This window comes from Polaribacter sp. AHE13PA (genome assembly GCF_019278505.1).
In the GTDB taxonomy this organism is placed as follows: domain Bacteria; phylum Bacteroidota; class Bacteroidia; order Flavobacteriales; family Flavobacteriaceae; genus Polaribacter.
Genome location: NZ_CP058985.1, coordinates 173,916 through 185,763, shown reverse-complemented (window position 1 = coordinate 185,763; position 11,848 = coordinate 173,916). Strand labels below are relative to the sequence as shown.

Genomic DNA, 11,848 nt, shown 5'->3' with positions numbered 1-11,848 from the left:
AAATGAGCTTTTTGGGCTATTAAGGAATCCCTTCATAAAAAAAGATTTCCCATCGTTTATACTTCTCTTCTTTGAAATAAAGCTTAAACCACAACTCAGAATTAAAAAACAACAATTCGGTATTATTCTTGTGTATTTTACGTAGAAACATCAGATATTTGAAATATCAATAAAAAAGAAAAACAATTATGAAAAAATTACTTTTAATACTAGCCATCGTTTTTAGTGGAATCTTATCTACTAATGCCCAAGAAGAAACCGCAGATTTAACCATTAACATTGCTGGTTTAAATTCTGATAAAGGAATGTTATTAGTTGGTCTTTACAACAAGAAAGACCATTTCTTAAAAAAGCAATATAAAGCAGATACCGCAAATATTAAAGATAAAAAATCTATAGTCATTTTTAAAAATTTACCAAAAGGTGAATATGCCGTTTCATTTGTTCATGATGAAAATGATAACAAAAAAATGGACACGAACATGTTTAAAATTCCTAAAGAAGACTATGGTTGCTCAAACAACGCAAGAGGCTTTATGGGACCTCCAAAATACGATGATGCTAAATTTCAATTAACAGCAAACAAAACAATTGAAATTAAAATATAACCCAACTACCTAAAACTTTTTAAGATGAAAAAATCTATTTTAATGATCGCAATTTTCATTGCGACAGGAATTTCTGCGCAAACAAAATATCAAAAAGGAATGCAAAAAGCATTCGGACTCTGGCAAAAAGGAAACATGACGGAAGCTTCTCAATTATTTGAAAGAATCTCTAAGGCTGAACCCAAAAAATGGATGCCAGCTTATTATACCGCAACGGTAGAGATTTTAAGTAGCTTCGGTTTAACAGATGAAACTGTTTTAAAATCGAAATTAACAAAGGCTCAAGAATTTTTAGATGTCGCCAAATCAAATTCAGAAAATAATCCAGAAATTATAATTACCCAAGCACTATTAAACCTCGGTTATATTGCTTTTGATGGACAAAAGTACGGGATGACTTTATCAGGAGAAACCAGTCAACTATATGCAAAAGCATTACAAATTGCACCCAACAACCCTAGAGTTATTTTAGGAAATGCAGAATGGAATATGGGGTCTGCTCGTTTCTTCGGAAAATCTACAAAACCATATTGTGCAGAAATTAAACGTGCCATTGAGCTAGGTAAAAAAGAAAAAATTGATATTGAATTCTACCCAAAGTTTATGCTAGAAAGAGCTGAAAACCTTTTAAAACAGTGTGAGAAATAGTATTCAGTTTTCAGTTGCAGTTTTCAGTTAATTATTAACAGAATACTGCAACTGTAAACTGTCAACTTATTAAGAGAGTATCTTTTTTATCAACTCTTGCTTAGCAACCTCATCATCACCAAACAACCACTGCAACACATTATCTTCCCAAATTTGTCCTTTTTCTGTTTCAGTAATAATATTCTCACGTATTGCTAAATCTAATATTTTACCAGGATAAGAAGACTGTGCATCACTTTCCATTTCTCCTAACGGATACGGATCGTCTAAGCCCATTAAAACCTGACTTGTGCCTTGTCTTTTAAACATTAATTTTAAAGAATCTGTATCGTGCACTAACGTGTCAAAAAAGATATTTTTATGACCAACGGCTTTTCTAGGATGCGTTTTACCTTCAAACAAATCAGGTCTACCATCAAAACCCTGAATTCTTCTTCCTAAATTCATTTGTGCCAATTGACCTCCATGTGCAAAACACGTTCTAATATTTTTAAAACGCTCTTGCATTCCGTTTAAGGTATAAAAATGATAGGCATCACCACATTGTGCCAACATCCAAATTAAATGAAAACGCCAATTGGTATTTTCTAATTTTATCATTTTATCACCATCATACGGGTGAATTTCAATAGCCAGTTTATACTTGTCAGCTAATTCAAAAATAGCATCATTTTCTTCGTCAAAAACACAACGCCATTGCCCTATCGAGTCCATAAAATGTGTTGGTAAACACAAAACTTTTAAGCCTAATTCTTCTACACAACGTTTTATTTCATCTAAAGCACCATAAATAAAACCAGGATGCACTACAAAGCCACAGGTAAATTTAGACGGATGTTCTCGCTGCACTTTTGCATTAAAATCATTCTGAAAACGCAACGCTTTCTTCATTTCTTCTAAACGCAAACCATTCCCGTATAACTGAGAAAGATTCAACACAACCGCATGATCTAGCTTGTTTTTCTCCATCCAAAGTAATTTTTCATCTAAGAAAAAACTAGAATGCGTTACAGGTCTTCTCCACCCTTTTTGTAACATGTGTTTACGCTCATCATCTACCCAAAAAATCTCCTTTTCCTTCATAAAATCAGGAATTTCTTCTGGATAAGGTAATAAATGTGAATGTCCGTTTATGCGTAGTTTTCTTTTTTCCATATTTTTTGTCATTGCGAGGCACAAGCCGTGGCAATCTTTTAATAAGAGATTACTTCGTCATTCTTCCTCGTAATGACGAACACGATTTATTTAACTTTTTTCGGAGCTTCCATTACTGTACCACAATTATCACAAGTACATTTTTGTTTATCAGAATAATATCTATCAAAAATAACGGGCATATCTGTTTCAATATTTCCCAATGCAAATTCTTCTCTATACAACTGGTTTCCACAGTTTTCACAATACCATTCTAGAGCATCTAACATCCCTTCAGAACGCGGATATTCTATAACCAAACCAACCGTATTTTCTTTTCTTTGCGGAGAATGTGGCACTTTTGCTGGCAACAAATAAATATCACCTTCATTAATTTCTACGTCAATTTGCTTGCCTTTATCATCAATGATCTTTAGAATCATGTCTCCTTCTACCTGATAGAAAAACTCAGGAGTTTCATTATAATGATAATCTTTTCTATTATTTGGCCCACCAACAACCATTACAATATACTCGCCATTATCCCAAACCTGCTTGTTACCAACTGGTGGTTTTAATAAATGACGATGTTCATCAATCCACTTTTTAAAATTTAAAGGCTGTACTAAATTGCTCATATTGTTTAGGTATTTAGATGTTTAAAACAAAAATCTATACTTTATAAAGTTAGTCTAAAATGTCTTCGTTTTAAAATCTTTATTCTTAATTCTTATTACTATTATGGCGTTCCCTAAAGGTCGGGCTTTTCACTATATCTTTTTGCAAAAAAGCAAAAAGGATGCCGTTTTAATCCCTAACGCAAAATCCGTTAATTTTATAAACTCTTGGTTCTACCTCCATCAACAGGAAGGTTAATTCCATTAATATAACTTGCTTGTTCACTTGCTAAAAAAACAACAGCTGCAGCAGTTTCTTCGGATTTTGCAAAGCGTTTTGCTGGCACGTAATTCTTCATAATCGCAACCATTTCAGCTTCAGTTGTATTTTCTTTTTTAGCTTTTAGTTTAATAATCTCATCTAAACGAGCAGTGTCGGTAAAACCAGGCAATACATTATTTACTGTAATTTGGAACGCCGCCAACTCTGTAGACAATGTTTTTGCCCAATTACCAACCGCATTTCTAATCGTATTAGAAACTCCTAAACCAGGAATAGGCTCTTTTACAGACGTAGAAATCACATTAATAATTCTACCAAATTTTTCTGTTTTCATAAACGGAACTAAAGTTTGTACCAAAATCTGATTGCAAATAACATGCATTTGAAACGCATTAATTAAATCTGATGAAGTTGCAGAAATTAAATCTCCACTTTTTGGACCGCCTGTATTATTTACTAAAATATGAAACTTTAAATCTGTAGTTTCTAAAACTTGTTGCAACTCTTCTGGGTTAGAAAAATCTGCCACCAAATAATTATGCTTTTGATTCTTATTTGGTAATTCGGCTAAAACCGCTTTTAACTTTTCTTCATTTCTAGCAATTAACGTCACATTTACGCCTTCTTCCGCTAATAAAATTGCAGTTGCTTTTCCTATTCCTTGCGTACTTCCACAAACTAAAGCCTTTTTGTTTTGTAATCCTAAATTCATATTTTATTGTTATGTCTGATCGAGCCCAATCGAGAACTATATCATTTTATGGTATCTATTTATTATCTATGCAATTTGCCTCTTTGTTCTTGTCTCCAATCTCCTATTTACTATCTAAAACCATCTGTTTAATCTTAATAGCTTTTTCAAAATGATCTAATTTGTGCGTTTCTATCCACCATTTTGCAACTTCCATTAACAAAACCGGATTATCATTTTTATTCTTGAAAAATGCATAAAAAGACAAACCAACATTGGTTCCTTTTTTAGCTATTTTATCCTCACAAACTGCTATTATTTTTTCTTTTATTTCTGTATTCATAACTTATTTTTCTAGCTGATATAACGCTATCATTTTCTTATTTATAATAGATTTAGGAACACTTTTTAAGATAAAATCTCGAAAACCTCTTCCGTATTTCCAATGTGCCATTTTACCGGTAATCCAAGATTGATTTACCACCAAATCTACTTTCTTTTGTCTTTTTTGTTGAAACAACTCAAAAACATTTTTGCCTTTATTATCTGCTATTAAATTACTTAAATAAAACGCGTCTTCAATTGCTTGTGCGCCTCCTTGTCCCATATTTGGCGTGGTGGCATGCCCTGCATCTCCAATTAAACAAATATTATTTTTATGCCACTTTTTAAGCGGTTTTAAATCGTGAATGTCACTTTTTATAATTTGATGAATATCTGTTGCAGCAATTAAATCAGTTATTAAAGGAACAAAATCAGAAAACATTTTCAACAACTTCTCTTTTACCAAACTAACCTCAACTTGCTCATTTTCTGTTGCTAAAACAACTGCAAACCAGTAGGTTTTATCTTTTGAGACTTTAGAAATTCCAAATCTAATTTTATTGCCCCAAAGTTCAAACCCTCTATGCAATAAATCGTCATCTAAAACCCTATTTGTAATACCTCTCCAACAAGTCTGACCAGAATATCTTTTCTTGCTTTCCGGAAATAATTGTTGCCTAACTTTAGAGTTGATGCCATCTGCAGCTATTAAAAAATCGGTTATTGTTTTAGATGCATCATTAAAAGTAATTTCAATTTTATTAGCTGCTACTTCTTTAAAAGATTCAAATCCTTTGTTTAAAAATATTTTCTCTTTAGGAATTTTATCAAACAGTAATTTTTGAAGCGCTGCTCTATGAATTGCAACGGTTGTGCAGCCAAAAACATCCTTTATAAAATCTTGATTACTATCTGAAATTGGAGATAAATCTTGTTTACCAATGGTAATTCTATCAATAAAATTTCCGTTGGCAATTACGTCTTCTAAAGTACCTAAACTTTCTAAAACCTGTAATGCATTTGGCGCTAACCAAATTCCGGCACCAACTTCATTTAAAACAGGTGCTTTTTCAAAAACTTGGTATTCAATTCCTTTTTGTTCAAAAGCCAAAGCTGTCGCCAGTCCCCCAATCCCTGCTCCAATAATTGTATATTTCATACCGATTTTAATTACTTTCTACCAACTCTAATAACTTTAATGTGGTATTATAATTTCTAGTTGTCGCACTTACATTCAACTTTCTTTCAAATAATTTATTAGAAAGTTTTGTTTTAGCAAAGCCAGTTTCGCAATGAATAAATACCATATCATTATCGATTAAATATTGATCGTTATCAATACCTTTAACGTCTATTTTTGTTTCATATACTTTTTTGTTTAAGAAAACAAAGGCAACTATTTTGGTGTTGTCTGTTGGAAAAGGGTAATTAGCAAATGCTTTTTTAAATTGAGGAATTGTTCTTGCAATTACAGGAACATCGTAACCAAATTTAGTTTGAATTCCTTCATTAATTTTCTTACAAATTACAGATTTACCTTCGTCTGATTCTAAAATAATATTTCCACTCTGAATGTATGTTTGTACGTTTTTAAAACCTAAATCGTTTAATAAATCACGCAGTTCTGCCGATGGAAGAATATTTTTTCCTGATACATTTATTCCTCTTAATAAAACTATATATTTTTTCATTTACTTTATAAATGGTCTATTTATTACCTACAATTAATAGCTCTTATGAATTGGTTTAGCCCTGATTGCAGCATTTGTTTGAGCTCTTTTTTATTCTTTTTTGAATAAAAAAAGCGAGTGCGTAAAGCAGGAAATAGCTTCTAAAAAAACTACATCCCTGCAATTTTATCTTCTTCTAAAATGTTATTTGTTTCTGTTTTTACTTTCTCTAAAATAACTTTTAACTCGTCTTTTGTCATGTTTAAATGCGTGTGAACTTCATCTCCTGCAATTAAATTCAATAAAGCTTTGTCTTGCGCTCTACCTTTTTTCATGGCTTCATTGTACCCTATATTTGCATTAAAAGTGACTAAGGAATACTTGGAGAAATACTCTGTTGGAAACGTCTTTTCTAAATCCATTTCTATCTTTCTTTTCTCCTTAAAAATAGCATTTGCCACATGATCTCTCATTTCATGAAAGTTATCAATCGCTAAATCTGCAATAGCATCTGTGTCTTGTTTTCTTGCTTTTTCATAAGTCTTAAAAACAGTTTTCCAAGAATCTAAACCTTGATTCAAAATTTCATCGAAAACAGTAACATCTTCAAACGAAGCATTCATACCTTGTCCGTAAAACGGTACAATTGCATGCGCAGAATCGCCTAATAAAACCGTTTTATTTTTATAAGACCATGGCGAACATTTTACGGTTCCTAAAGCACCTGTTGGGTTGTTTATAAATTCGTCTTTTATATTAGGAATGATTGCTAAAGCATCTGGAAACTCTTGCTCAAAAAACTGTGTTATTTTTTCTTCTGATATTAAGTTTTCGAAATTAAATTCGCCTTCATTATAACTTAAGAAAAGTGTAACCGTAAAACTTCCGTCTAAATTTGGTAAGGCAATTAACATAAAATCACCACGAGGCCAAATGTGTAAATGCTGGTTACTTATTTGATGCTTTCCATTTTTATCCGCAGGGATTTCTAATTCTTTATAACCGTGATTTAGATAATTCTGAGAGTAGCTAAACAGAAATTTACGTTCTAAATAATAGCTTTTTCTTAGTGAAGAACCTGCACCATCTGTTCCGAAAATTACATCTGCTTTTATAGATAATTCTTGCTTGGTTTTGTAATCTTTAAAATGTGCTGTATTATTTTCTATATCAACATTTTTACATTTTTTATTAAAATGAATGTTAACGTTTATATGCTTTTCTGCTTCGTTTAATAACAATGCATTTAAATCGCCACGAGAAATGGAGTTGATATACTCATTTTCTCTACCAGAGTAATTAGAAGCAAAAGTATTCCCAGCTCTGTCGTGCATTAATCGTCCATACATTGGTATGCAAAATTCTCTTGCTTGTTCTTCTACTCCGCATAAACGTAATGCCTTAAAACCTCTATCTGACAATGCTAAATTGATAGATCTACCTGCAGAAATATCTGTAGTTCTTAAATCTGGCCTGCTTTCGTATAATTCAATTTTATAACCTCTTTGTGCTAATCTTAAAGCTAAAAGAGAACCACATAAACCTGCGCCAATTATTAATATTTTATCTGTTTTATTCATCATTTATTCTTCAAACTAATGTAACTTATTTTTTAAAAATTGGTAATCATCATATTCCAATTTAAGATTAGATAATGATATTTTTTGTATTTCATTATCTTCATTTATAAAATTTAATAAGTCATTTTTTGTGTTAAATTTTATTTTAGAGAAGTCTTTATAAATAAAATTAACTTTTATATCTTCTCTAATACAGATTAAAATTCTTTTATCGGTTATTATAAAATAGTCGCTTCCTTTTTCCATAAACAAACTTAGAATTCCAAATACTTGATATTGCCAAAAACCAATATCACTTTTAGTTTTTAATTTCACTAAAATATCTTCTCCTTTAATCAATTTATTAAAAGCACTCATTTTATAACAATCCTTTTAAAATTGAAACCATTCTGTACACATCTTCAAAAGTGTTATACATTGGTGTTGGCGCGCAACGGATAACATCGGGCTCTCTCCAATCTGTGATAATATGTTTTTCTGTTAGTTTTGTATGCAAACTTTTATCGGCATTTTTAACTTGAATGGATAATTGACAACCACGTTCTTTTGGATTTGAAGGTGTAATAATTTTAATATCATCAGAACCAATTTCATTGATTAAAAACTCGAAATAACCAGTTAATTTTTCTGATTTCTGACGCAAAGCATCCATACCAACTTCTTCAAAAATATCTAATGAAGCCAAAATTGCTGCCATAGATAATATTGGCGGATTGGATAACTGCCAACCTTCTGCTCCTTCCATCACATCAAAAGGCATTCTCATATTAAAACGCGTAGTTTTATTATGATTCCACCAACCAGAAAAACGAGGTAAGTCTTTATTTTTTGCGTGTTTTTCATGAACAAATAAGCCTGCTAAACTTCCCGGTCCTGAATTTAAGTATTTATAGGTACACCAAGCTGCAAAATCGACTCCTGATTCATGTAAATCTGGCTGAATGTTTCCTGCTCCATGTGCCAAATCGATTCCGACAACACAATCTTTTGAGTGTCCTATTTCTGCGATTCGCTTTAAGTCTAAAAACTGACCAGTATAATAATTTACACCACCAATTAATAACAAAGCAATTTCATCACCTTGTTCTTCAACAATCGTTTCTAAATCATCAATATTTAATAATTCCTCTCCTTTTCTTGGTTTCCACTCAATTACATCTTCTTTAGAAAATCCATGAAACTCTAATTGAGATTGCACTGCGTATCTATCCGAAGGAAAAGCATCACTTTCTATGACAATTTTATACTTGGTTTTTGTAGGTCTGTAAAACGAAACCATTAACAAATGCAAATTAGTTGTTAGTGTATTCATTACCACAACCTCAATTGGTTTTGCCCCAACAATTTTCGCCATTTTATCGGTTAACAATTCATGGTAATTTAACCACGGATTTTTTGCTTCAAAATGACCTTCTACACCTAGATTTGCCCAATCTTCTAATTCTTGATTGATGTATTCTTTGGTAGATTTTGGCTGTAAGCCTAAAGAATTCCCTGTAAAATACAACCAATCGTTTCCGTTTTTATCTTTCGGAATATGAAATTGATTTCGCAAATAAGAAAGTGAATCTTCTTTATCTTGCTGTTTGGCAAACGCTAACGAATTTTGATACTGCATCTAATAAAAGTTGATTTATTCCAAATATAAAACAATCCTAAATAAGTTTCAATAATATTGAACTATAAAGCTTCCAAATTAATACTCATTTTTTGTATTTTTACACAAAACCAACACGAATGAAACCTTTAAAGCACTTATTTTTAATTGTACTTCTTATTTCTTTATCTTGTAAAAAGGAGAACAACTCTACAGACGAATTAACAAACATTTACGCAACGTTAAAAACAACCTATGCTCCTGACAAACGTGTAGAATTGTTTGATATAAATTTTGAGCAAGTAGACAACCAACTTATTTTAGAAGGAGAAACTACTTCTAAAGAAGCTTTTTCTATTTTATTAGATAGTTTAAAAAACAGAAATGTAAAATTTACCAACAATGTGAGAATTTTACCTGATGATGTAGTTGGTTTACAACAATATGCAGTCGCAAGAAATTCGGTTATTAATATTCGTTCTAACGCAAAACATTCTGCCGAATTAGGCACGCAAGGTTTACTTGGAATGTCTGTAAAAGTATTGGATAAAAAAGGTGATTTCTATAGAATTCAGACTCCGGATAAATACATTTCTTGGGTAGATAGAGGCGGAATTCAATTAATGAATAAAAGTGAATTTAATACTTGGAACAATGCTAAAAAAGTAATTTTTACAGAAACTTATGGATATACTTATGCTGATAAATCTGAAAATTCTAAAATTGTTTCTGATATTACTTTAGGTGCATTATTGCAATATGTTTCTGAAGATAATGATTTTTATGAAGTAAAATATCCTGATAATAGAATAGCATTTCTTAAAAAAAATGAAGCTGTTATATACAATTCTTGGTTAGAAAGTGTGGTTGCTTCAAAAGAGAATATAGAAACTGCTGCCAAAACCATGACTGGTTTCCCTTATTTATGGGGAGGAACTTCTAGCAAAGGAATTGATTGTAGTGGTTTTACTAAAATGGTGTATTTAATGAATGGTTTTATCATTCCTAGAGATGCTTCTCAACAAATAAATGCAGGTAAAACGGTAGATAAAGACTTAAAGTTTGAAGGTTTAGAAAAAGGAGATTTAATGTTTTTTGGTAAAAAAGCAACTGCTGACACAAAACAACGTGTTACTCACGTAGGAATTTGGTTAGGAAATGATAAAATGGAATTTATCCATTCTGCTGGAAATGTGCATTTGAGTTCTATGAACGCTGATGAAGCTAATTATGATGAATTTAATAAAAATAGATATTTAGGTAGCCAGCGATATTTGGGAGTTGAAGATAAGATGATTGTTGATTTGAAAGAAAAAATAAAACTTTAAGGGTAATAAGTTATCCAACATTAACCAGTACAATGACAAATGAGGAAATACAAGAATAGATAGATTGAATAGTCAAAAATATGAGGACACTATATTCTTAAGACAAATAAGCGAATTTGTGTTCATTTCAAAAGTGAGATAGAAAAAAACGAGATAAACGACAAGCCAAAATTTTCACACACTTATTATGATTTTTTCTTTATCAAGAATGAACGAATTATTAATGGCTTATGATAATCAGCACGAAATAGAAAATTTAATAGAACTATCGAAAAAAATATGCTATTCAAAAGCAACAATTGAGGATGTTATTTGGGAGAACAATGAAAAAAACAACCTTAGAATTCATTGAGAAGAACCATTAAAATTGACAAATATGAGTAATTTAAAAGACATTAAATCGGAAATTGAAAAATATACGAATGATTCAAATCTGACTGAATTACAAATTGTTAAAAAATTGGAAAAATACTATTTTGACAAAGAAGTAAACAAAAATTTAAAACTGTATAAAAAAGGAAAGAAAAAAGTGAGTGAAATAACAAAAGATTTAAAAATCTCGCCACGAAAATTTTATGCAATTTTAGAGAAAAAGAAAATAGAACATAAGAAATATAAAAAGGAGTAATTTTAAATATGACGTTTGGCTTTTAACTCACTTGTGGCATTCACTACTCAAAACACATTACAAAGCTTTTACATACACGTTGCAATAATATTGAACCTAAGGAATAACACTATGAAAAATAATCTTACTGAAATGAAATGCTTGGATATTTACCTATCTGGTCTTAATAAAGAAGAATATAATGAAATAAAGCCAAAAGTTGAAATTTCAAAAGTAAAAACGACGCCATTAGTCAGTTGGGATATTTTTATGGATGATTATTATATAAGGTTAATTGAAGCTAAAAAGAGAATGGAAATCGAACAAGTACTTTCTTTTGCTAAAAAGTTCAATTGGAAAAATGACTTAAATCTTGCTTTTTCTGAAAATGACTATGAAGCATTAATCGTAACTGACAAAAATCAAAACATAATTTGGGTAAACGAAGGATTTACATCAATGACTGGTTATTCTAAAAAATTTGCAATAAACAAAACACCTAAATTCTTACAAGGAGAAGAAACTTCTGTAAAAACAAAAAATAGAATTCAGGAAAAAATAGAGCAAGTCAACCCTTTTAAAGAAATTATTGTAAACTACAAAAAAGACGGAACAGCTTATAATTGTGAAGTTAAGATTATTCCATTATTCAATGAGAATACAACTCACTACTTAGCCTTCGAAAAAAAAATAGGATAGGTTAAAAATTACTGTAATCAATAAGGTCTATTAAAAATTGCTTATTTTTAGCTTAATCATAG

The 11,848-nt window shown here is 30.8% G+C and carries 15 protein-coding genes; 6 read left to right on the top strand and 9 right to left on the bottom strand.

All coding sequences use genetic code 11. The features are described 5' to 3' along the window. Nucleotides 1-188 precede the first annotated feature (188 nt). Nucleotides 189-608: a DUF2141 domain-containing protein gene (locus H0I28_RS00835; RefSeq protein WP_218752368.1), complete on the top strand. Its 420-nt coding sequence runs from the start codon at nucleotides 189-191 to the stop codon at nucleotides 606-608. Nucleotides 609-632: 24 nt separating this feature from the next. Further along, on the top strand, nucleotides 633-1,256 hold the full coding sequence (locus tag H0I28_RS00830; protein ID WP_218752367.1) for a M48 family metallopeptidase: 624 nt from the start codon (nucleotides 633-635) through the stop codon (nucleotides 1,254-1,256). A 69-nt stretch (nucleotides 1,257-1,325) separates the two neighbouring features. Here the strand turns inward: H0I28_RS00830 and H0I28_RS00825 are convergent, their stop codons facing one another. The 9 genes from H0I28_RS00825 to kynU form a co-directional block, all read right to left on the bottom strand. After that, nucleotides 1,326-2,411 (bottom strand): amidohydrolase family protein, encoded by a 1,086-nt coding sequence (locus tag H0I28_RS00825; protein WP_218732821.1) that lies wholly within the window; start codon nucleotides 2,409-2,411, stop codon nucleotides 1,326-1,328. Nucleotides 2,412-2,497: 86 nt separating this feature from the next. Next, nucleotides 2,498-3,028, bottom strand: a complete 531-nt coding sequence (locus tag H0I28_RS00820; protein ID WP_218732820.1) for a 3-hydroxyanthranilate 3,4-dioxygenase — start codon at nucleotides 3,026-3,028, stop codon at nucleotides 2,498-2,500. 197 nt (nucleotides 3,029-3,225) lie between these two features. After that, nucleotides 3,226-4,002, bottom strand: coding sequence for an SDR family oxidoreductase (locus H0I28_RS00815; RefSeq protein ID WP_218760098.1), 777 nt, complete (start codon nucleotides 4,000-4,002; stop codon nucleotides 3,226-3,228). A gap of 103 nt (nucleotides 4,003-4,105) precedes the next feature. Continuing rightward, on the bottom strand, nucleotides 4,106-4,324 hold the full coding sequence (locus H0I28_RS00810; RefSeq protein WP_218760097.1) for a DUF6500 family protein: 219 nt from the start codon (nucleotides 4,322-4,324) through the stop codon (nucleotides 4,106-4,108). Nucleotides 4,325-4,327: 3 nt separating this feature from the next. Next, nucleotides 4,328-5,464, bottom strand: a complete 1,137-nt coding sequence (locus tag H0I28_RS00805; protein ID WP_218760096.1) for an FAD-dependent monooxygenase — start codon at nucleotides 5,462-5,464, stop codon at nucleotides 4,328-4,330. A gap of 7 nt (nucleotides 5,465-5,471) precedes the next feature. Next, nucleotides 5,472-5,996, bottom strand: a complete 525-nt coding sequence (locus tag H0I28_RS00800; protein ID WP_218760094.1) for a DUF1697 domain-containing protein — start codon at nucleotides 5,994-5,996, stop codon at nucleotides 5,472-5,474. Nucleotides 5,997-6,145: 149 nt separating this feature from the next. Next, a complete protein-coding gene (locus tag H0I28_RS00795; protein WP_218761534.1) occupies nucleotides 6,146-7,555 on the bottom strand; it encodes an NAD(P)/FAD-dependent oxidoreductase in 1,410 nt (469 codons plus the stop codon). Between the two features lie 15 nt (nucleotides 7,556-7,570). After that, on the bottom strand, nucleotides 7,571-7,912 hold the full coding sequence (locus tag H0I28_RS00790) for a hypothetical protein (protein ID WP_218760092.1): 342 nt from the start codon (nucleotides 7,910-7,912) through the stop codon (nucleotides 7,571-7,573). A gap of 1 nt (nucleotide 7,913) precedes the next feature. Beyond that, the gene (gene kynU / locus H0I28_RS00785) at nucleotides 7,914-9,173 is read right to left on the bottom strand and encodes a kynureninase (protein WP_218760090.1); all 1,260 of its coding nucleotides are present in this window, start codon (nucleotides 9,171-9,173) and stop codon (nucleotides 7,914-7,916) included. 119 nt (nucleotides 9,174-9,292) lie between these two features. Here kynU and H0I28_RS00780 point away from each other — a divergent pair, with 119 nt between their 5' ends. From H0I28_RS00780 to H0I28_RS00765, 4 genes are all read left to right on the top strand, one after another. Then, complete coding sequence (locus H0I28_RS00780; protein WP_218760088.1) at nucleotides 9,293-10,480, top strand: SH3 domain-containing C40 family peptidase; 1,188 nt, start codon at nucleotides 9,293-9,295, stop codon at nucleotides 10,478-10,480. 187 nt (nucleotides 10,481-10,667) lie between these two features. Beyond that, nucleotides 10,668-10,832, top strand: a complete 165-nt coding sequence (locus tag H0I28_RS00775; protein ID WP_218760087.1) for a hypothetical protein — start codon at nucleotides 10,668-10,670, stop codon at nucleotides 10,830-10,832. 24 nt (nucleotides 10,833-10,856) lie between these two features. Next, a complete protein-coding gene (locus tag H0I28_RS00770; RefSeq protein ID WP_218760086.1) occupies nucleotides 10,857-11,108 on the top strand; it encodes a hypothetical protein in 252 nt (83 codons plus the stop codon). A 111-nt stretch (nucleotides 11,109-11,219) separates the two neighbouring features. Further along, nucleotides 11,220-11,786 carry a PAS domain-containing protein gene (locus H0I28_RS00765; protein WP_218732811.1) on the top strand — a complete coding sequence of 189 codons (567 nt, stop codon included), beginning with the start codon at nucleotides 11,220-11,222 and terminating at the stop codon, nucleotides 11,784-11,786. Nucleotides 11,787-11,848: the final 62 nt, after the last annotated feature.

Coding starts and splice junctions, on each gene's coding strand:
- H0I28_RS00835 (WP_218752368.1), top strand. CDS start 189: ATGAAAAAATTACTTTTAATACTAGCCATCGTTTTTAGTGGAATCTTA.
- H0I28_RS00830 (WP_218752367.1), top strand. CDS start 633: ATGAAAAAATCTATTTTAATGATCGCAATTTTCATTGCGACAGGAATT.
- H0I28_RS00825 (WP_218732821.1), bottom strand. CDS start 2,411: ATGGAAAAAAGAAAACTACGCATAAACGGACATTCACATTTATTACCT.
- H0I28_RS00820 (WP_218732820.1), bottom strand. CDS start 3,028: ATGAGCAATTTAGTACAGCCTTTAAATTTTAAAAAGTGGATTGATGAA.
- H0I28_RS00815 (WP_218760098.1), bottom strand. CDS start 4,002: ATGAATTTAGGATTACAAAACAAAAAGGCTTTAGTTTGTGGAAGTACG.
- H0I28_RS00810 (WP_218760097.1), bottom strand. CDS start 4,324: ATGAATACAGAAATAAAAGAAAAAATAATAGCAGTTTGTGAGGATAAA.
- H0I28_RS00805 (WP_218760096.1), bottom strand. CDS start 5,464: ATGAAATATACAATTATTGGAGCAGGGATTGGGGGACTGGCGACAGCT.
- H0I28_RS00800 (WP_218760094.1), bottom strand. CDS start 5,996: ATGAAAAAATATATAGTTTTATTAAGAGGAATAAATGTATCAGGAAAA.
- H0I28_RS00795 (WP_218761534.1), bottom strand. CDS start 7,555: ATGAATAAAACAGATAAAATATTAATAATTGGCGCAGGTTTATGTGGT.
- H0I28_RS00790 (WP_218760092.1), bottom strand. CDS start 7,912: ATGAGTGCTTTTAATAAATTGATTAAAGGAGAAGATATTTTAGTGAAA.
- kynU (WP_218760090.1), bottom strand. CDS start 9,173: ATGCAGTATCAAAATTCGTTAGCGTTTGCCAAACAGCAAGATAAAGAA.
- H0I28_RS00780 (WP_218760088.1), top strand. CDS start 9,293: ATGAAACCTTTAAAGCACTTATTTTTAATTGTACTTCTTATTTCTTTA.
- H0I28_RS00775 (WP_218760087.1), top strand. CDS start 10,668: ATGATTTTTTCTTTATCAAGAATGAACGAATTATTAATGGCTTATGAT.
- H0I28_RS00770 (WP_218760086.1), top strand. CDS start 10,857: ATGAGTAATTTAAAAGACATTAAATCGGAAATTGAAAAATATACGAAT.
- H0I28_RS00765 (WP_218732811.1), top strand. CDS start 11,220: ATGAAAAATAATCTTACTGAAATGAAATGCTTGGATATTTACCTATCT.